20 protein-coding genes and 2 pseudogenes are annotated in these 18,983 nt (G+C 44.4%); 14 read left to right on the top strand and 8 right to left on the bottom strand.

The annotated features are described in order from the left end of the window. Nucleotides 1-260: 260 nt before the first annotated feature. The 3 genes from NDI42_RS14250 to NDI42_RS14240 all read left to right on the top strand — a co-directional run bounded on the left by NDI42_RS14250 (nt 261) and on the right by NDI42_RS14240 (nt 2,208). Nucleotides 261-1,241 (top strand): hypothetical protein, encoded by a 981-nt coding sequence (locus NDI42_RS14250; RefSeq protein WP_190453697.1) that lies wholly within the window; start codon nt 261-263, stop codon nt 1,239-1,241. Nucleotides 1,242-1,468: 227 nt separating this feature from the next. After that, complete coding sequence (locus tag NDI42_RS14245; RefSeq protein ID WP_190453692.1) at nt 1,469-1,885, top strand: XisH family protein; 417 nt, start codon at nt 1,469-1,471, stop codon at nt 1,883-1,885. After that, nucleotides 1,873-2,208, top strand: coding sequence for a XisI protein (locus NDI42_RS14240; protein WP_190453689.1), 336 nt, complete (start codon nt 1,873-1,875; stop codon nt 2,206-2,208). Before NDI42_RS14245 ends, NDI42_RS14240 begins: the two co-directional genes overlap by 13 nt. Here NDI42_RS14240 and NDI42_RS14235 read toward each other — a convergent pair. From NDI42_RS14235 to NDI42_RS14225, 3 genes are all read right to left on the bottom strand, one after another. Continuing rightward, nucleotides 2,193-2,369, bottom strand: coding sequence for a hypothetical protein (locus NDI42_RS14235; protein ID WP_190453686.1), 177 nt, complete (start codon nt 2,367-2,369; stop codon nt 2,193-2,195). The genes NDI42_RS14240 and NDI42_RS14235 overlap by 16 nt on opposite strands. Before the next feature lie 24 nt (nt 2,370-2,393). After that, on the bottom strand, nt 2,394-3,185 hold the full coding sequence (locus NDI42_RS14230; protein WP_190453683.1) for a hypothetical protein: 792 nt from the start codon (nt 3,183-3,185) through the stop codon (nt 2,394-2,396). Nucleotides 3,186-3,559: 374 nt separating this feature from the next. Beyond that, entirely contained in the window at nt 3,560-3,790 is a 231-nt protein-coding gene (locus NDI42_RS14225) for a type II toxin-antitoxin system HicB family antitoxin (protein WP_190453680.1), read from the bottom strand. Between the two features lie 192 nt (nt 3,791-3,982). Here NDI42_RS14225 and NDI42_RS14220 point away from each other — a divergent pair, with 192 nt between their 5' ends. The 3 genes from NDI42_RS14220 (at nt 3,983) to NDI42_RS14210 (ending at nt 8,043) form a co-directional block, all read left to right on the top strand. After that, entirely contained in the window at nt 3,983-4,321 is a 339-nt protein-coding gene (locus NDI42_RS14220) for a XisI protein (RefSeq protein ID WP_190453677.1), read from the top strand. A 384-nt stretch (nt 4,322-4,705) separates the two neighbouring features. Beyond that, the gene (locus NDI42_RS14215) at nt 4,706-6,370 is read left to right on the top strand and encodes an FAD-dependent oxidoreductase (RefSeq protein ID WP_190453721.1); all 1,665 of its coding nucleotides are present in this window, start codon (nt 4,706-4,708) and stop codon (nt 6,368-6,370) included. Nucleotides 6,371-6,741: 371 nt separating this feature from the next. Then, nucleotides 6,742-8,043 (top strand): SNIPE associated domain-containing protein, encoded by a 1,302-nt coding sequence (locus NDI42_RS14210; protein ID WP_190453673.1) that lies wholly within the window; start codon nt 6,742-6,744, stop codon nt 8,041-8,043. A gap of 40 nt (nt 8,044-8,083) precedes the next feature. Here the strand turns inward: NDI42_RS14210 and NDI42_RS14205 are convergent, their stop codons facing one another. The 4 genes from NDI42_RS14205 to NDI42_RS14190 form a co-directional block, all read right to left on the bottom strand. Further along, a complete protein-coding gene (locus tag NDI42_RS14205; RefSeq protein WP_242017581.1) occupies nt 8,084-9,463 on the bottom strand; it encodes an SUMF1/EgtB/PvdO family nonheme iron enzyme in 1,380 nt (459 codons plus the stop codon). 39 nt (nt 9,464-9,502) lie between these two features. Continuing rightward, nucleotides 9,503-10,567: a trypsin-like peptidase domain-containing protein gene (locus tag NDI42_RS14200; RefSeq protein WP_190453666.1), complete on the bottom strand. Its 1,065-nt coding sequence runs from the start codon at nt 10,565-10,567 to the stop codon at nt 9,503-9,505. 170 nt (nt 10,568-10,737) lie between these two features. Beyond that, nucleotides 10,738-11,037 carry a type II toxin-antitoxin system RelE/ParE family toxin gene (locus NDI42_RS14195; RefSeq protein ID WP_190453663.1) on the bottom strand — a complete coding sequence of 100 codons (300 nt, stop codon included), beginning with the start codon at nt 11,035-11,037 and terminating at the stop codon, nt 10,738-10,740. Further along, complete coding sequence (locus tag NDI42_RS14190) at nt 11,034-11,300, bottom strand: ribbon-helix-helix domain-containing protein (protein ID WP_190453660.1); 267 nt, start codon at nt 11,298-11,300, stop codon at nt 11,034-11,036. The genes NDI42_RS14195 and NDI42_RS14190 overlap by 4 nt, the downstream gene beginning before the upstream one ends. A 403-nt stretch (nt 11,301-11,703) precedes the next feature. Here NDI42_RS14190 and NDI42_RS14185 point away from each other — a divergent pair, with 403 nt between their 5' ends. The 3 genes from NDI42_RS14185 (at nt 11,704) to NDI42_RS14175 (ending at nt 15,256) form a co-directional block, all read left to right on the top strand. Continuing rightward, nucleotides 11,704-12,954, top strand: a complete 1,251-nt coding sequence (locus tag NDI42_RS14185) for a family 10 glycosylhydrolase (protein WP_190453657.1) — start codon at nt 11,704-11,706, stop codon at nt 12,952-12,954. A gap of 357 nt (nt 12,955-13,311) precedes the next feature. After that, nucleotides 13,312-14,175 carry a KPN_02809 family neutral zinc metallopeptidase gene (ypfJ, locus tag NDI42_RS14180; RefSeq protein ID WP_190453654.1) on the top strand — a complete coding sequence of 288 codons (864 nt, stop codon included), beginning with the start codon at nt 13,312-13,314 and terminating at the stop codon, nt 14,173-14,175. Nucleotides 14,176-14,401: 226 nt separating this feature from the next. Then, complete coding sequence (locus tag NDI42_RS14175; RefSeq protein ID WP_190453651.1) at nt 14,402-15,256, top strand: DUF6745 domain-containing protein; 855 nt, start codon at nt 14,402-14,404, stop codon at nt 15,254-15,256. Between the two features lie 190 nt (nt 15,257-15,446). Here the strand turns inward: NDI42_RS14175 and NDI42_RS14170 are convergent, their stop codons facing one another. Then, on the bottom strand, nt 15,447-16,439 hold the full coding sequence (locus NDI42_RS14170; protein ID WP_190453650.1) for a Rieske 2Fe-2S domain-containing protein: 993 nt from the start codon (nt 16,437-16,439) through the stop codon (nt 15,447-15,449). A gap of 52 nt (nt 16,440-16,491) precedes the next feature. Here NDI42_RS14170 and NDI42_RS14165 point away from each other — a divergent pair. From NDI42_RS14165 to NDI42_RS14145, 5 genes and pseudogenes are all read left to right on the top strand, one after another. Then, a pseudogene (locus tag NDI42_RS14165) lies at nt 16,492-17,094 on the top strand (TetR/AcrR family transcriptional regulator); the annotation flags it as partial. A 57-nt stretch (nt 17,095-17,151) separates the two neighbouring features. Next, a pseudogene (locus NDI42_RS14160) lies at nt 17,152-17,256 on the top strand (IS1/IS1595 family N-terminal zinc-binding domain-containing protein); the annotation flags it as partial. Further along, nucleotides 17,246-17,383 carry a hypothetical protein gene (locus NDI42_RS14155; protein ID WP_190453645.1) on the top strand — a complete coding sequence of 46 codons (138 nt, stop codon included), beginning with the start codon at nt 17,246-17,248 and terminating at the stop codon, nt 17,381-17,383. The pseudogene NDI42_RS14160 and the gene NDI42_RS14155, both read left to right, overlap by 11 nt. 94 nt (nt 17,384-17,477) lie before the next feature. Next, nucleotides 17,478-18,020, top strand: coding sequence for a GNAT family N-acetyltransferase (locus NDI42_RS14150; RefSeq protein WP_190453642.1), 543 nt, complete (start codon nt 17,478-17,480; stop codon nt 18,018-18,020). Between the two features lie 370 nt (nt 18,021-18,390). Then, nucleotides 18,391-18,966 carry a hypothetical protein gene (locus NDI42_RS14145; protein ID WP_190453719.1) on the top strand — a complete coding sequence of 192 codons (576 nt, stop codon included), beginning with the start codon at nt 18,391-18,393 and terminating at the stop codon, nt 18,964-18,966. Nucleotides 18,967-18,983 lie beyond the last annotated feature (17 nt).

Genomic DNA, 18,983 nt, shown 5'->3' with positions numbered 1-18,983 from the left:
TAACTCAGGATGGTTAGCATTGACCATTTTTTGAATTTTTCTCTACGCCCTTTTTTTCAGATTTTTACCCGCTTTGCAACCCCACTTCTTGAGAATGGTGCAAGATGTCAGTTTTAACGGGTTTGAGCTTTTAGCCTAAACTTTAGTTCAAGGCATTTATGCAAGAAGCCTATTAATTTTGTAACTTTTTGTAAAAGGCACCTCCTCCTAAAAATTAGGCTAAAAAGAGGTAGGCATCTAGTTAAAAAGGAGCTAAATTCGTGAGTCAATCTATTTCTAAATTGGTGGATACCCTGCCAACTAGCAGCATGACCGTTTATATGCTGCGATCGCTCGATTTTGTCGTTCCTGGTGAATGGCAAAACGTCGTGGGGTTTGAAAACACCATCCGTGCGGTGACAGGTGTTACCGACAGAGACTTAATTGAGGAGATTAGCGACAGAGCGATCGCTCTGTACAACGACCCAACGGAAGTTTATCAACAAACCTTATGGCTTTACCAAACAATTGACCGTGCCGATAGCGCTATCGGTGCAGCAGCGCTGGCGAACAAAGTTGGGGAAAAAATCAGCTTTTTGAATTTTTTAAACCAGCTTACTCCCAAACCTGATACTGTACAAGCCATTGATTTGTCCCTAAAACTGGTAGTAGAGTTGATTGCCTTTTGTCGCTTACACGGAATTCCTACCAGCATCGAAGCATTTAGAACTTCTTTAGGAAACTATCACAATGAATCCATAATGCGGATGGCGGCGCTAGTTACCGTTGATGGATTGATTCCTCTTGGCCCCGACTTCATCCTCAAAGCTCAATCAATTCTCGGTCAACTCAATCCTTCGCAATTAGAAGGAAATACGGCCTATCAAAGTATCAACACTGCAATTCCTGGCGGCACTACGGCTGGGAAACTAGGCTTTATCGGTGAGAGTTTTGCCTCAGTTAACGGCTGGATGAGTAACTTTGTTGCATCTCATGGGTTAACGCAACAAAACGTTGTGGGGCACTTACAACAGTTTATGAATACTGCTGATAGTAAGTTGGATTATCTAGCCGCCTTCCTGGATATGTCAACCAATTACTACGAGCATACGGGTATTCAAACCGTTGCTCGAACTTTAATTTTACGAGCAGCCCAAGACACTGAAGTTCAAGGTAAAGACAAGAAGAAAAAGCACAAGGAAAAAGACAAGGAAAAAGAGAAATATAAGGAAAAGGAAAAAGGTAAAAAAAAGAAAGATTAAACCAGCGCGATCGCCGCTCTTGATATTTACCAAATTGATCGAGCGCGATCGCACAGAGCTGCACCAACTGAGGCGATAGCCCCTCACCTTCCCTTTCCAATCCCTGCCATTTATATATAGTTGTATTTTTTTGAACCGGAGGAAATGCTCCCAAAGAGCCGCTACGTTAACGCACTACTTGCTCTACCAACTGCATTAAAATGGGGCTATAAATTATGTGAATTCTAATGCCTGCAAAAGATAGATTCCATGATGCTGTTAAACAAGCACTCCTCAAGGAGCAGTGGATGATTACAGCCGATCCGCTGACAATCAAGATTGAGGGTGTGAGGTTTGAGATCGATTTGGCAGCAGAAAAGGTCTTGGCGGCTGAAAAGGCAGGGCAAAAAATTGCTGTTGAAGTCAAAAGTTTTCTGAGTAACTCGGCGCTAACTGACTTTCATGTAGCCTTGGGACAATTTTTGAACTATAGGCTTGCCCTACAAATGAGCGAACCGGACAGGATGCTATATTTAGCAGTACCGTTTGATACGTTTGACTCTTTCTTTCAAGAGCGGTTTGTTCAGGAAGCAGTTAGGCTGTATCAACTCAAACTCATCGTTTACGACCCCCAGAAAGAGGTGGTTATCGAATGGAGAAACTAGAACGCTATCGCCAATACATCCGTAAGCTCTTGACTGAACAGGCGACAGTGGAAGATGGAAATCCAGACATTGAGTGCCAGCTTATTTTTGATACCGAACATGACCACTATCAGTTATTGGATGTGGGTTGGCAGGGGATGAAGCGGATTTACAATTGCTTTATCCATTTGGATATTAAGGATGGCAAAATTTGGATTCAACGCAATATGACTGAGGTGGATATTGCGCTGAAACTATTGGAAATGGGGGTATCTAAAGAGGATATTGTTTTAGGGTTACATTCGCCGTACAAGCGTCCTTATACAGGTTATGGAGTCGCTTGATCGCTCCTCATTGTCTCAAAGCTTATCGAGTGCGATCGCACAAAGCGCATCAAGGGAGCGATCGCACTAATGACACCAGCGACGAGGAAAAATAGAGCTGGTGAGTTTGGTTGGTCTAGAAGGGACGGTAGATAACCTCGAAATGCATCAACTAGGAGCAATCAACCCCTATGTGCAGGGTAGTGCTAGGCTTCTTCCCCTAGATTTGCTTGTTCAGCAATGAGTTTTATAACTCTTTTCACTTCCTGTGAAAACTTGTTTTGTGCATCTAGAAAGGGAGCTAAAAACTTTTTGCCATCTGGATTTCCTGCCGCACACTGATTTCCATATTTCAGCATAAATTGATTAGATTTTGTCCGCGCTTGTATAACCCTTTCATAGGCAGGCTTAATCTTAGGGAAATATAAATCAATCAACATTACAAGTCGATTGAAATCCAAGGCGTTTTTATCAAATCGCTCTCTTTCCATGTCTAGCATTGCTTGATAACTAATGTCTCCTTTCATAGCTCTGGCATGGTTGATATAAACTATCTCGATGTTTGAAGCCCAGTTTTTGAACAAAAGATATAGTTCTTCCAACTTAGGTTCTTCGACCTTGCCGAGACTCTGAGCAGGCTTATCAAAAAGCGATTGATTTTCTAGTTCTGAAAGAGCAGCTTTTTCTGATGATTTTTTCCACTCCCTTAGCAAATAAACAGTGTATCTCTTCTCGTCACTGTCAATCAACTTAGCGCAGTTATGACACATCCATATTCCGTTTTCCGCAGACTTTCGCTTTTCAGGTGACATCGTTGAGTCGAAACGTGGTCCACCAGGAGAAGCGGCTGTAATATGCGCTGCTACACCAATGCTTATTGCCTTTGTGGCATCCTCTTGGGGGCCACTTGTTTGCTTTCGACACTGTGGATTTGAACAGCGATAGCCTACTCGTCGAGCAAGTATTTGCTTGGTTTTCTCATCAAAGTCATGTCTCATCAGCTAGTTTACCAAGATAATTTTCATGATTGAAGCAATAAATCTAAATTTAGCCGTAGGTTAGGTTGACCTCAGGAAAACCAATATCTACTCCCGTTCAACATTAACAGAAAATATAGCATTTGCGGTTCAGCGTTGGCGAGGATAGCGATCGCTTAGTTTATCTACCCCGTACCACTAATATTTTATTAATTAATCAGTACGATCGCTCATTCTATACGTTGAGTTGATACCAAGGAAACCCAACATTTACTCCCGTCCAACATCAAGGCCAAATGCAGAGATCGCATTTCAGGATTGGCGAGGATAGCGATCGCTCCTACCCAGACGCTACGAAGAAAGTCTACTCAGAGTATTGCAGCCCTTACACTCAACTAGGCAACCTGTAAGGGCTTTGTGGGAAGAATTCTGGGTTCTGGTAGAGGTTTATCCTCCTCACTGAGCATTTCCACGAAAGCCTCAATCACTTCCTGACCATTTTTGGCAGCTTCCTCATAAGTTCTACCATGCGTATGAAACTGCTGCCAGGGAAACTCAGGCAAGTGAACTAAGAAGAGCTGATCCTCCTCTGACCATTGAATCACCATGCTGTAGTGATAGCTCATTCTTCACCTTCCTCGTTTTCAATCACTTCTAGCTTTTTCAGCACCCGTTGAATGTTTCTTTCTAAATATACCGGAGCATCATCCCCTTCCTTCCTTCAACAGCGTATTTACCATAGAATTAGGACAAGTTCTGCTAAATAACCAAATTATTAGGTTGATTGTCTTTGATGATGAAAGTGAGGCGATCGCGCAATGGATACCCGATTGAACTACCGAGACATCATTCAAAAAATACTACAAGAACACGCCCAATATCGAGCTTCCCTGCCTGACAACTATAACTCTCAAGTTTTATTTGATGATGAGCGAGGACGCTACTTAGTCTTGGATATTGGCTGGAATGACGACAAGTATCTACACACTACGCCGATTCACCTAGATTTAATTGATGATAAAATCTGGATTCAATATGATGATACCGAAGAAGGTATTGCTACCGATTTACTAGAAGCAGGCGTTCCTAAAGAAGATATTGTACTTGGGTTTCGCCATCCCAAAATCCGGGAGTATACAGGCTTTGCAGTGGCTTGATTGTAGATTCAGTTGACACAAGGAAACCTAACATCTACTCCCGTCCAACATCAACGCCAAATGCAGAGATCGCATTCAGGATTGACGAGGATAGCGAAGCTGCTACGCTAATACTCAATTTATCAATCGCGCCTGATCCCAATTGATAGGAATCAGAAATGCGCTCGGTAAAAGCCTATCTCGCTACGCTCAACTGTTGACTCAAAAAAATTAATTTCCTAATCTATATCTAGAGAGATATTGACCCAGTTGCATCTAACTTGTAAAAACTGGACGGGAGCGTATTTGCTGGCTCTTCATTACCGCAACGCTACCGCGCCTTTAGACAGCGAAAGCACTGAAGGATACACCACCAACAACAGAAAGGGAGAAAGCGATCGCATTATGGCTAAACCCGTAATTATGACAGTTGATGATGATCCGGAAGTCCTCAGAGCGATCGCCCGCGACTTACAGCGAGAATATGGCGATCGCTTTCGCGTCTTGCGTGCAGAGTCGGGAGCAGTAGCACTGGAAGCACTGCAACAACTGAAACTCCGCAACCAATCCCCCGCGCTGTTTCTAGTAGATCAAAGAATGCCGCAAATGTCCGGCGTAGAATTTCTCGAACAAGCACTCTCACTATTCCCAAATACAAAACGCGCCTTGCTCACCGCCTATGCAGACACCGATGCAGCCATTCGCGCCATCAACACAACCCAGATCGATTACTACCTGATGAAGCCTTGGGACCCGCCAGAGGAAAGCCTGTACCCAGTTCTAGACGATTTGCTCGATGACTGGCTGGCAAGCTTCCGGCCGCCCTTTGAAGGCATTCGCGTGATTGGGAACCGCTGGTCGCCCCATTCCCATCAACTTAAAGACTTCCTGGCTCGAAATCAAGTGCCTTTTGAATGGTTGGATATCGAGTTATCACAAGAAGCACAACAACTCATTACCTATGCCGACTGTCATCAGCGACACCTACCCCTCGTCCTCTTCCCCGACGGTACGAGAATCGAAAAGCCAACAAACATACAAGTTGCCGAGAAAATTGGGTTACAGACGCAAGCTGGAAAGCCATTTTATGACCTAATTATCGTTGGTGGCGGCCCCGCAGGTCTAGCCGCAGCAGTCTACGGCGCGTCCGAAGGGCTGCACACTGTCATGGTGGAACGAGAAGCCCCAGGCGGACAAGCAGGGACAAGTTCCCGCATTGAAAACTATCTCGGCTTTCCAGCCGGTTTAAGTGGAAGCGATTTGGCGCGGCGTGCAGTGACACAGGCCAGACGCTTTGGCGTGGAAATTCTCACACCCCAAGAAGTAACAGGCATTCGCGTCCAAGACCAGTATCGTTTTATTACCTTCGCAGATGGTAGCGAAATCAGTTGTCACGCCCTAATTTTGGCGCTTGGCGTGTCGTGGCGACGGCTTGATTTGCCGGGGCTTGACCGTCTGACTGGGGCAGGTGTTTACTATGGTGCAGCCCAGACAGAAGCGCTATCTTGTCAGGATGAAGATGTTTACATCATTGGTGGGGCAAACTCAGCCGGACAAGCGGCGATGCACTTTTCTAAGTACGCCCGCCAGGTGACGATGTTGGTGCGGGGCGACTCTCTAACTAAGAGTATGTCTCAGTACCTGATTGACCAGATTGAGGCGACACCGAACATCACAGTACAGGTGCATTCCAGCGTTGTTGAGGCAAAAGGCGAGACGAGTTTGGAAGGTCTTACTATCGCCAATACTATGACTGGGGAAATGCAAACTGTTGGGGCGACTTCCCTGTTTATTTTTATTGGCGCAGTACCGCGAACCCAGTGGTTAGATGGCACCATTATGCGAGACGAGCGCGGTTTTATCATCACTGGGCCAGACTTGAAACAGGATGGACACCGCCCGAAGGGATGGACGCTGGAGCGCGATCCGTTTTTGCTGGAAACGAATATTCCCGGTGTCTTTGCAGTGGGCGATGTGCGTCATGGTTCGGTGAAGCGGGTGGCTTCGGGAGTCGGCGAAGGTTCAATTTGCGTTCAGTTTGTCCATCAATATTTGAGTAAAGTTGTGTGATGGAGAATTGGCTGGCTCGAAAAAGTAATGCTTTCCCAGGCATTCAGGGAAGCATTAACGTGTTCACCCTTTCATCAACGCCCTAAAATAAACCATACAAGCGATCGCTCTGTTGAATAATGTTTGCGATCGCTTGACAATTACAGATAGCGGTTGAGAGGTTAGCGATCGCGCTGGTGTCTGTGTACAGCAAAAGCTAACCTATGCGATTGAGCGATCGCTGATTCGCTAAGTTATGTTTATTGCCTTGTCTTCTCGAATATCCTTTAAGCTAGGTTAAAGGTACATGAGCAAGAATACTGAATTGCATGTTGTCAATACTCCTCTTGTTAGCTGGAGCGGCGTTAGCCTTCTGTAGTGTTTGGATACAAATGCAGCAGCGTGAGCAGGAACGGCTGCGACAGAAGTTGCGTAGGTATGAGAGCCTGAGTTCCAAAGAAGAGCAAGAAAGGCAATTAGCTTCAAATATTGCCGACCTTGAAAGGCAAGAAGAATTTTTAAATACTCAAATCAGTAATCTTCAGCAGGAGTCGCGTGAGCTTGATGCAAAAGTTTATCTTCAGGCTATAGATTATTATGAACCAAAATTTGATTTTATAAAGTCTAGTCAGTATGTAATTCATCTGAAAAATCTAAAGTTAGATCAGGAAAAAATGCGAAAAGATGGCAAGGCATTTATTAGTAATGTTAAGTTGACATTGGATGGCAATCAAAGAAAAGGAGATAAAATGATCAAAAGCCTTCTTAACTTAATAAAAGAAGCTTTTGAAACTCAATGTGACTATGCGATACGAGAAGTAAAGTACAATAATGTCTCCAATTTAGAAAAGAGAATTATCAGTACCTTCAACAAATTAAACAAACTGTCAGAAGTAACTTGTTGTGAAATTTCGCAAGTATACTTAAAGCTGAAGGTAGAAGAGCTGTATTTAAAATATGAGTTAGAAGAAAAACAACAAGAGGAAAAAGAAAAAGATCGTGCCATTCGGGAACAGATGAAGCAAGAGGAGAAAGAGCGTATTAAGCTTGAGAAAGCAAGGCGGGAGGCTGAAGAAGCTAAACAGATAGAAAAGCAATATGAAGAAGATATTGAAAAAGTACGTCGAGAAATGGAACAAGCGGCAGGTACACAACTCGATGATTATCAACGTCAAATTCAATATTTACAGGAGCAACTTTCTAAGGCTCAAACTAATACAGAAAATAAAGAAAAAAGCGTCTCAAACTTTAAAAGACTTAAATCTGGTTACATTTATGTAGTTTCCAATATTGGTTCTCTAGGACGAGACGTATATAGAATATTTATGACTAAAAATAATAACCCAGATGTATATGTCAAAACAATGAATCCTGCCGTTCCATTTCCTTTTGATGTTCACTTTAAAATTTCTTCAGAAGAGGCTTCAGAGACAGTAGAGTATTTACATCAGCAGTTTAATAATAAAAGAGTGAATCTAGTTAACGAAAGAAGGGAGTTTTTCAATGTGCGATTGGATGAAATCGAGCAAGTCGTACAAAAAATTCATAGAGAGACTGGAGCTTTGAGGATTGAAAAATTTGAAAAAGTGCCCCAAGCTCTTGAATATCGTAGAACTCAAGCCGCTGAGCGAAGAAGTGATTATCACACAACCTTAACCGATGCCTACGTACAAGAAGAGGGTGAAATAGCTTAAGAATAGGAACGAAATCAACAACTTACTAAACTTTAATAAGTTATAAAGAGCGAATGATTCTGAAACCAATATTGTGAGACTGTTGCTTGACATCGTTATGCCAACGGGAAGCAGAGCGACATAGAAGAGGTTCATTACGCCACGAACCACCACGTATTAGACGAGTTTGATTATTGCTGCAATCTATCCAAGCCTCTCCCGTGATAGGTGCATTATCATAACTCTCATGCCAATGATCTAAGCACCATTCCCAAACATTACCGTGCAGCTCGAATAGTCCAAAGGCATTAGCTACTTGAAAGGTGTCTACTGAATTAGTTTTTTCACGATAAATTCCTTTAGGTTCTGAACTATAGAGATAGCGACCATCATAGTTAGCTAGATCGGAAGTGATAGTTTCGCCAAAGTGAAAAGGGGTTGTAGTTCCAGCACGACAGGCATATTCCCACTCTGCTTCCGTAGGAAGACGATACTCGTGACCTGTTGTTTGAGATAAGCGATCGCAAAACTCAACGGCATCATGCCAAGAAACTTGGGTAACAGGGTGACTTTTGCCTCCGGAACGCGACGGGCGAAGTTTTAGCTCTTGACCGACTTCTGACAAAGCAGCTACTTCTCTCCACTGTGCTTGTGTAATAGGGTACTTGCTTATTAAAAATGGTTTGATGGTTACTGAGCGTTGAGGTCGCTCATTGGAGTATCGCCTTCCTTCAGTTTCCGGCGAACCCATCGAAAATTCTCCTCCTGGAATGTAGACCATCTTTAACGTCACCCCGTTGCCAATATCTTCAGTTAAGGAGTGGGCTTGTCCTCGACGACGGCTGATTTCTTTGCCTTGGATATCTACCATCACAACTGTAAATTCAAAAGCTTGAGTACCAGGAATTGATGGGATGATCAACTTCGTATCTTGTTGTTCCTCCAAGCCTTCTGTACTTTGGCTGGGAGTAGAAAAGATAGGCAGATTCTCCTGCTGATTAGGAAATTGTGACTGGGTTAGAAACTCTAAATTGGTCTTGCTATACGTTTTTGGAAAATTTTGCGAGGTAAGTTGACTATAGTCTGAGTTGAAACCTCTAAATGTTTGATGACTCTTGCGCTCAACACATTCACTGTTGCAATGTTGAGTATCTAAAACTGCAATCTCCGCAATGAGATTGTTCAGTTTCTTCCTGGCTTCCAAACCCAGTAACTCGCTATCTGCAAGCTCATTAAGGAATTCCAATGATTGAGCTTGTCCTTCAGAGAATATAAGTTCAATCAATTCAGAAAAGAAGACTAAATTGCTTTTTTCAAAGGAATCTATCTTGGCACCTAGATGATCAAATCCTGTAATCATCAAGAGCGCTCTACGCTCTGGAACAGTTTGAGTCTTTGGCAAATGGGCTAGCAACCGCACTAACTGAGATTTGATACTCATAGTCATTAGGCTTTAGATGCTTGTAGAACCTCTCCGAAACTAGGTTGTCGATTCTGCTACCTTAAGCAGGTCTACAAGCTGTGAGGGTAAATCAGCTAAGATACTCTCTACCAGTATGCCCTCGTTTCTAAAGTAACGCTGCTGTGTTGTCGGTTCAGGTATATTACCTCCAGCATGATGCAGAGCAATAACCTCCCAAGCATCATTAAAGACTGGAGAACCAGAGGAGCCTTGCAAGGTGGAGGTTATATACTGCACTACATTACCGCCCACGTATTGAACAAAATTGTTCTGTAGCGAAATCTGCTTAGGTTGCCCCAATGGGTGCTGAATAATATTGACTCGGCTATCACGACGAAACGCTTTAGGCGACAGTGGTAGCCAACTCCACCTTTGTCCAGGTTCTCCTTCGAGTTGAACTAAAGTGTAGTCTAAGGTTTGGTTGGTATGAAAAACTCCGTTGGATTTAGCGCGATATTCAGCAGTAGGTTGCGCTTCTCCCTGGAAATTCTCTTCGTAGTTAAAACGAAAAATTGTATCAGACAGTAAATTGGAATGAGGCAGGACATGATTGTTGGTTAACAACAAATCCTGAGCCACGAGAAATCCCGTACCTGACCAACGTTCTTGGCTCGTTCGTACCCCAATATGAGCAACTGACCGCGCTACTTGAAGTCCCTGATGCAAGAAAGCAATCGGGCGCAGCGTATTCTCACCAATAATTTTCTCTAATACCTCTTTGGGAGTTTCTCTCCCTCGCCAGTGATCAATAGCAGGTAATGCAGAGATTGGGGTCATCATGTCATACTTTGTCAGCAGTATGTCCAAAAATGCTTGTTGCTGAACCCCTACGAAGCTTTTCAGGGTATTCAAGAACAACCCCAGTGCCTCATGGTCATAGGTTAAACGTCCATAATTAGATAGATAGCTAACGATCTCGCTAATTGTTACAAATGGAGTGCCATCAAGATGGATCATTGGTACCAACTGTTTCAGACCTGCTAACTCCAAAATTTGCTGACGCGATCGCTCTGTAGCTAGTTCTGGTAAATCTCTTAAGAGAGTTATTAACTGCTTGCGGTCTTCAATTTCTAAATTGACCATATTTGTATTCTTTCAATAAAATCTAGAAGATGTTGCGGGTCGCATTGTTTCAGAAGTCTAGTGTAGAAGATGAATGGTGGGAGCGATCGCTCTTGTCGGTGTGGTAAGTGAGATCGTGTCTCCAACAAGGTTTATCATCAGCTACCTCTACAGCTATTGGAGAGAGTGTTTTAATCGGACTCTTCAAAAAGAGACGGTAAGTTGCGACGACCACTCACAACACGCAAAATTTCAATGCCATCATCCAAAACTCTGTAGAAAATGATATAGCCTTCAAGAGGCAATCCTCGCAAGTCAGTGCGGACTTTTGCGTAGCTTTTACCACTATTTGGGAAAGAAACTAATTGCTGACACTTACGGTTGAATTCACGGAAAAATTGCTCACCCGCTTCAATGCTAGTCTCGGCAAAGTAATCGGCAATCTCACTGAGATCGCGACTAGCGAGGATATTAATAACGTAGCGACTCATTCTTGTGCCTGACGAGCTTGTTGAAACCGTTCTATAATTTGGTTTACAAAAGTTTCACCCTCAATCGGTGGTGTATGATCTGATGCCGAAATTGCCGCGTCAATTTTTTCTCGCACATCTTCCACCCATTCAGTTTCAGCGCGATCGTACTCATCCAGCAAGCGTAGGGCAACTTCAAGAACTTCTTCTGCGGAGCGGTATTTTCCAGCTTGAAGCTTGGTTTGAATAAAGCGCTCTTGGTTGGGTGTGAGGCTGATGCTCATAAAAAACCTCTATCAAGCTATCCACTATTTTAAGTCGAACATGATTGCTTGCGATCGCGCTCTTGCGAACTGTTCCAAAGGGCGATTGTGAGGCAAGGGTGAGGTAAATAGCAGGCGCGATCGCACTTACGGAGCGAGTTGGAACAAAAACGATAGCTCCAACTGCCTCTGGGAAAGGATTTAGATGAAGGCGATCGCTAATAATGTTTGATAGAGCGTAGTCCGTAATTCTACTTAAAATACATTGATGCCTCAGTTTTTCTAATACAACAATTCCAGATTCCTGATTGAATGATTCCTGTTAATAGTCAACTTTTTAGTATATATAAATACCTGTAAACTATTAATCGTTCATTCCATCACCAGGCTAAGCGATCGGGTAGCTAACTTATCATTCAAACTTATGAAATTGCATTTCATCGCTAGAGGTTGGTGGCGATCGCTCAAGTATCTCTTGTTACTGTTTTTGGGAGCATTCATCACAGTATTGCTGGCTGGCAACCCCATCTCTGCGATCGCGCAAAGCCCAATGCCACCAGAAGCAATCGAGCAAAGCCCAATCCCAGAAGCCACCCCGCAGAAACGTTTTCAGGAAATTCGCGGGGTTTGGATGACCAACAATGACAATAAAATCCTCAGAGATCGCCCCAAACTGCAAAATGCTGTCAGTCAACTGGCGCAGCTAAACTTCAACACAATCTATCCTGTAGTTTGGAATTCTGGCTATACGCTTTACGAGAGTGCCATAGCAGAACGGGAAGGCATTCAATCTTCTGTCAGCAAAGGTCTACAGGGACAAGATATCATCGCCGACTTGATTGCCCAAGGCCATCGCCAAGGGTTGCTAGTGATTCCCTGGTTTGAGTTTGGTTTCATGGCTCCCCCGCTCTCGGAACTGACATCAAATCATCCGAATTGGATTACGCAACGGCGGGATGGTAGCCAAACTTGGATTGGTGCTGCGGGTGAAGTTGTGTGGCTTAATCCCTTCCATCCAGAGGTGCAGCAGTTCATCACCGATCTGGTGCTGGAAGTCGTCACTAAATATGATGCTGATGGTATTCAGTTTGACGATCACACCAGTTTGCCCAATGAATTTGGCTACGATCGCTACACGCTTGCCTTGTACAAACAGGAAACCAAGAAAGATGCGCCTTCCAATCCCAAAGATCCGGCATGGGTGCGCTGGCGTGCAGATAAAATCACGGCATTCATGACACAACTCAACAAAGCCGTAAAAGAGAGAAAACCCAACGCCATTTTCTCCGTTGCTCCTAATCCCTACGTCACTGCTTACAATACTTATCTGCAAGATTGGCTTACTTGGGTGCGAAAAGATATTGTGGACGAGTTAATTGTGCAAGTTTATCGTCCCAATCTGCAAAGTTTTCTTGACCAGCTCACCCGCCCGGAAATTCAAGAAGTGCAACAAAAAATTCCAACTGGAGTTGGTGTCCTCACAGGCTTAAGAAAAAAGCCTGTTGCGATGCAACTGATTCAGGCTAAAGTGCGCGCAGCTCGCGATCGCGGCTTGGGTGTAACTTTCTTCTATTATGAAAGCCTTTGGGACGATGCACCAGAACCCGTAGCAGAACGGCAATCTAACTTTCAAAGTCTCTTCAATTTCCCGGCTTCCCGCTTTGCATTTAGATAACCTGGCAATCTTGTAAGCAAGCGATCGCACGCTTCGCCTCTCTCTATGTAGTCAAAATCCACCGATACGAGCGATCGCTTGCGTGAATGAAGCAAGCGATCGCTTTTTGCTCTCTACCTATCAATAAAGCTGATTACCTGACGGGGTTGTCACCTCGTCAGTGCCATGCCCCTACTGTTTGACCACGATTCAGCCTTCCCTAAGTAAGACTAGCTATAAATTAGAGCCGTCCCTCTGGTAGAGGATCTAGCTGAAGGCGATCGCTAATATTTTTATTGGGTTATCGAAAAATTTGGGTTAGGTGAAATAGCACCTTACTTACTTCTGCTGGGTTGAGTAGTTTGGAGACTTGAAGCTATGCGCTGGGAATTCGGTCGTAAAAGCAGCAACGTTGAGGACAGGCGCGGGGGTGGGGTTTCTGGCCCTCTAGTTGGGGGTGGCATTGGGACAATCGTTCTAGCGGTGATTGTTGCCCTCTTAGGGGGCGATCCAGGTGCGGTGTTGCAACAAGGACAAGAACAAGCTCCGAGCGATCGCACCTCTTCTCAGTCTCCTCAAACACAATCATCTGCTGCGAACGATCGCATGGCTGATTTCGTTTCGGTTGTCTTGGCGGATACAGAAGATACATGGGGTACGCTGTTTCGTCAAAACGGAGAGAACTATGTCGAGCCTAAGTTAGTTCTCTTCTCAAATTCCGTACAGTCGGCTTGTGGTTCTGCAAGTGCGGCAGTTGGGCCGTTTTATTGCCCCGCCGATCAAAAAGTCTATATTGACTTAAGTTTTTATCAAGATTTGAAGTATAAGCTCAACGCACCCGGAGACTTTGCCCAAGCGTATGTAATTGCTCACGAGGTTGGGCATCATGTGCAGAATTTAATGGGAATTTCGAGTAAAGTTCGGACATTACAGCGTCAAGCTAGTCGCGCTGAGGCGAATCAACTTTCAGTCAGGTTGGAGTTACAAGCAGACTGTTTTGCTGGCATCTGGGCGCATCATGCCAATCGTTCCCGGCAAATTTTGGAGGAAGGCGACGTTGAGGAAGCGCTGAATGCTGCTAGCAGTATTGGCGATGATCGCTTGCAGAGTCAGTCCAAAGGGCATGTTGTCCCGGATTCTTTTACTCACGGTAGTTCAGCGCAGCGAGTCCGCTGGTTCAAGCGGGGGATTCAGACAGGCGAACCTGCACAATGCAATACCTTTGCAGCAGCAAATCCTTAACGAAATAGGATGTTGGAATATATAGTAGGAAGCGATCGCAATCTCCAAAGCGCGATCGCTATCTTTATTCATCGTTGCGATCGCCTCTAGACTTCCGCTATTTAGAGCGGTAGTTTACACCTACAAAAAATTTTCTACTGCAATGGGGCTATAGTTAATAGTTAGAGTGAGAATTTTGTAGATAAAAGTAAGCTCTCAGACCAGTTAAGTACGCTAAGAGATGTCAATGATTCCTGAATTGACAGCACAGCAAAAAGCTCTAATTGCTGACTATCGAATGAAGTGGTATTCAATGGCAATCTCAACCCAGCCAGTTGATAAAACAAGAGCTTTTTTCGCAATTGAGGCAGTTTACCAGAAAATATCAAACGTAGAAATCCCTGACATCTACTATTTCGACAGTCCGCATAGTATAGCTAACCTCAGCTTTATAAGCCATATTCATCCGGCTGCAAACTTGCCCAATCAACGTAAGCTGAACAACATCATTAGAAAAGTTAAAAATAAATTAATCAAATATGGATTTTTTCGTGATTCTTTTCGTAGACATATTGTTTGTCCGCTGATTGAAATTGTGGGAAAGCAGTTTGATCTTGAGCTATGGAACAGTTTGCATAAGCAATTTAGCTTCTGGTCTCCGCTCAATAGTTTGATACCTTTAAGCCTACGCGATAGTGAAAAATTATCTTTAATCTGGAAATCCGGTAAACCCAATCATCAAAGGCAAATTGAGCAATTTTGGTCCTATTTGACAACAGGTTTGGTTTCACCAGATACAGAATGTAGTATTTGTGGATTGCTAGATTTCTGTACCTCTGAGCTAGGATGCTTCATAGAAGAAGACTTATGGCACACACTTAGAACATACGTTTCTGAGTGTGGTTGGACATTTTTATTTCAAGATTTCTGTTTCACCTGTCAACGTCCACATAAAGTGCTGCTTGATGAGCAAAATCGACCTCATGCGGAGAATGAAGCAGCCATCGAATTTTTAGATGGTTTCAGTGTATTTGCCAAGAATGGTATGCTAGCTCTCAATTGCGATCAGTCTAACAATCCTCCTGCACCTGACGGAACGTGATTTGTCAATTTAAAGTGAAAAAATATCTGCCGCCTTGACTCCACAACCCAAAAGAGCGATCGCTATCTTTATTCATCGTTGCGATCGCGTAGCTGACAAGAAGCGATCGCTATCTTTATTCATGGTTGCGATCGCAATGGAGTGATGCTCAAACGCACAGCTACCATAATATTGAAGAGCTATCCGCCGTCTACTTTGAAAGATTCGGTTCCACAACATTTGGGAAACTTTGAAAATTGCGCCGCACCCAGTCCATACCCACCTCATTATTGAGTTTAATTTTCTGAGGCGTATTCGGATAAATCTTACCCAAAATCTCAGCATCTTGATCGACTACCACCTTGCCAAACTTGAGATATGTCCTGCCAAATACCTTAAAGGCAGGGTGCTTGGCTTGACCAAATAGCAAAATGTAAGTCCTTGTGTGGTTCTCGGCTTCTGGGACAAAGATGTGACACTGAACTGCTTTACCCAATGGCATTTCACCATGAAAAATCACGAGAGATGGGAAGTGGTTTTCTAGGTGAGCTTTGAGGGTGGTCGGGAGTAGGAATAAATCTGGTTTTCTCAGCTTTTCTGCCAAACTGTAAGGAGCGGTGGGCAGATCATAAAACGCATGGGAATGATGCCCATTGTCAATAAATTGATGAAATTCCACATTGGTAACTCGGAATAATTCCCGGTGAGTACCGTTTTGGTGATTATAGTCGTGCATATTCAGCAACATAGTCAGCAAATCGGTCTCTACACTTGTATCAGCGGTATGCCCGACAAAGTAGTAGCTGTCTGCAATGTCATTCAGGACTGTGGGAATCGGCACTTTTGGCTCGTATCCGCCGTAAGACCAGATGAAATCTCCTTGAATTTTTAACTCTAAAGGTTTCAGTTGAGGCAAAGTTTTCTTTTCCGATCCCGGCAAAACGGTGCATCCTTCTGAATCAAATGACAAGGCATGAAACGGGCAGACGACAGTACTCGTACCATCAATGTGTGCTTCGCACCATCCTTCTGACAACATTGCTCCCATGTGAGGACAGGCATTAGGCAGGGCATGGATTGCTCCAGCAGCGTCTTTCCACATCACATAATCATTACCATAGAGAGAAATTTTCCGAGGTTGGTTCACTACCAACATCGACTTGTGCGCCAACAACCAAGGCGCGCCGAAAAGCATAGACTGCATAATGTTCTCCGGTAGAGATAAAATTGTGAATAATCCGTCGTGTTTTTAGAATATGACAGAATATTCACATTCGTCAAGAAGTCTGCGCCGTCAACCCAAACAGCAGCGAGGTAAAGAAAGGGTCGAAAAAATCTTGGATGCAGCGGCGGCAGTGTTTGACGAGGTGGGCTATGAAGCGGCAACCACCCATCTGATTGCAGCCAAAGCGGGGACGGCGATTGGGTCTTTGTATCAGTTTTTTCCCGATAAAGCTGCCATTTTTAATGCGATGGAATTACGCCATACCGAGCGAGTTAAGGCCTTGTGGTCAAGCGCAGATACACCAGAGATGGTTCGATTACCACTCCGACAGATGATTAAGGGATTGGTCAGCGCGATCGCAGAGATGTTTGAACAGCCTGTGTCACGGGTGGTGTTTGTGCAGTTTTTTATATCCCGCCAAATTTTCCAGTCGATCGATGAAAGCATGACCCAGGAAGCAATTGACTTTATGGCTGATCTCTTAAAGCAAAGAAATTCGGCATTAAGTAAGGCGCAATGTAGTCTATTGGCAGAGGTTTGCGTCCACAGCAGTAATGCTGTCATTCTGTCGGCACTTCGCAACCCAGAGCAACAGCATCGTCAACAGTTGGTGCAGCAGATTGAGGACTTGTTGGTGTCATATTTAGAGCCGTATGTAGGGAACGCTCGGTTAAACAAAGTAATGAAAGTAATGAAGTGTCCGCATTGTCAATCGGAGCAGTTATCTAAAAACGGGTATCGAAGGGGGAAGCAGTGCTATCTCTGTAAGGAATGCGGGAAACAGTTTGTGGAGAATTCCCAGGGTTTCTGACCACCGTTCAGTAGCAGTATTAGTTTCCATTTACTCCATACCCCAAAAAAGCGATCGCAATCCCCAAAGCGCGATCGCTATCTCTTATTCATGGTTGCGATCGCATAAATAAGAATTAGACCGCTGCCTACTGCGTTGAGCTGTGCAGTAGGTTTTTGTGACAGGTAAACTGAAGTTGAAGTTGGTTTTAACTTCGGAATTTAGTCATGCTTCTTCAAACTGATCGCCTGCTGCTGCGCGAATTTACGGAAGCCGACTGGCCAGCCGTTTTAGCATATCAATCCACTCCTGCATATCAACGCTTTTATCCATCCGGGCGCACTGAGGTGGACGCTCGTGCCTTCGTTAATCGCTTCCTCCAGTGGCAGCAGGAGAAGCCCCGATGGAGGTATCAGTGGGTAATAGCTCTACAAAAACAGGAGAAGCTGATTGGTAACTGTGGCATCCGTAAGAGCTATCCCGATGCCCCAGAAGCAGAAATTGGGTGTGAATTGGCTCCTGAGCATTGGGGTCGAAATTATCCGGTTGAGATGGGTCGCCTGCTACTGCGCTTTGGCTTTACAGAGATTGGCCTGCATCGCATTTACGCACACTGTATCGCTGAAAATAGAGGGGCAGTGTCATTGGCGCAGAAGCTTGGGATGAGCCAAGAAGGTCGGTTGCGAGAGAATGTGAGCATCCGGGGACAGTGGCACGACACCCTCGTATACGGCATCTTGAAGCAGGAATGGGAGGCAAAGGTTGAATAACAGCAGGCTAACAAGGCGCTGTGTTAGCCTGCGACCTTAACCTAATTCTCATTAGGACTCTGACAAATAAAATCAGAACGAACCCAAGCAATCCATTAGTTTGTCCCCGCTTAGATACCAGCGTTCATGTGTGCCGCCATCGGTGGAGGAGTTAGGAGCGAGTGTGGGAACAACAGGAGAGAGCCATGCCCTATATTCAAGGATACAGTCGAACCGAAACGCGGCAATTTCCACGTTGAGCGGGTCTTTGGATGGCTTAGGGTAGGTTGATGAGTGATGAATGGGTCAATATGGGCGCTCTCACCAACAAACACCTACAGTTAAAACCAACCTACGGCAAAATAAAAGGGAGGTCAACACTGGGGCGGCTATGTCTAAGAAGAAAAAGCACAATCTCCAATGGCTTAAGGAAACCTTAGAGCTAAAAGAAGACCACAACTGGAAATCAAAGCCAGGAAATCGGATTTTCGTAGCAGGACGAGGGGCGTTGCGCTTCGATGTCCCTGAGGATTGGCATTTTGAACCGGATGAGAAGTCATTCCGGTTTCTAGACAAAAAGCCACCCAACGATGATGCTCGTTTAGAAGCTTCCTTTAATTTATTGCCTCCTGGCAACTGGGCAGATTTTCCGTTGGTTCCGCTATTAAGGAAGGTGGTTAAAGATGATGAGCGTCAGCCGATCGCGCCAGGGGGAATTATTCAACTCAAGCGCCAAACTGCCCGTATCGTTTGGACTCAATTCAAATTTATTGACCCTGAAGAAAAGCGCGAAGCTTATTCCCGAATCTGTATTGGGTTAGGTTCTGGTGTTCAGTGTCTGATTACTTTTGACTACTGGGTGGACGATGCGGATCGACTGATTCCTGTGTGGGATACCGTTATGGATTCGTTAGTTCTAGGGCTTTATATCCGCGATCCTCGAACCGGACTCGCATTACCCGACTAGAGGTTGGTGAAGTATAG

The organism is Funiculus sociatus GB2-C1 (genome assembly GCF_039962115.1).
In the GTDB taxonomy this organism is placed as follows: domain Bacteria; phylum Cyanobacteriota; class Cyanobacteriia; order Cyanobacteriales; family FACHB-T130; genus Funiculus; species Funiculus sociatus.
This window is presented reverse-complemented; position numbering and strand designations above follow the sequence as displayed.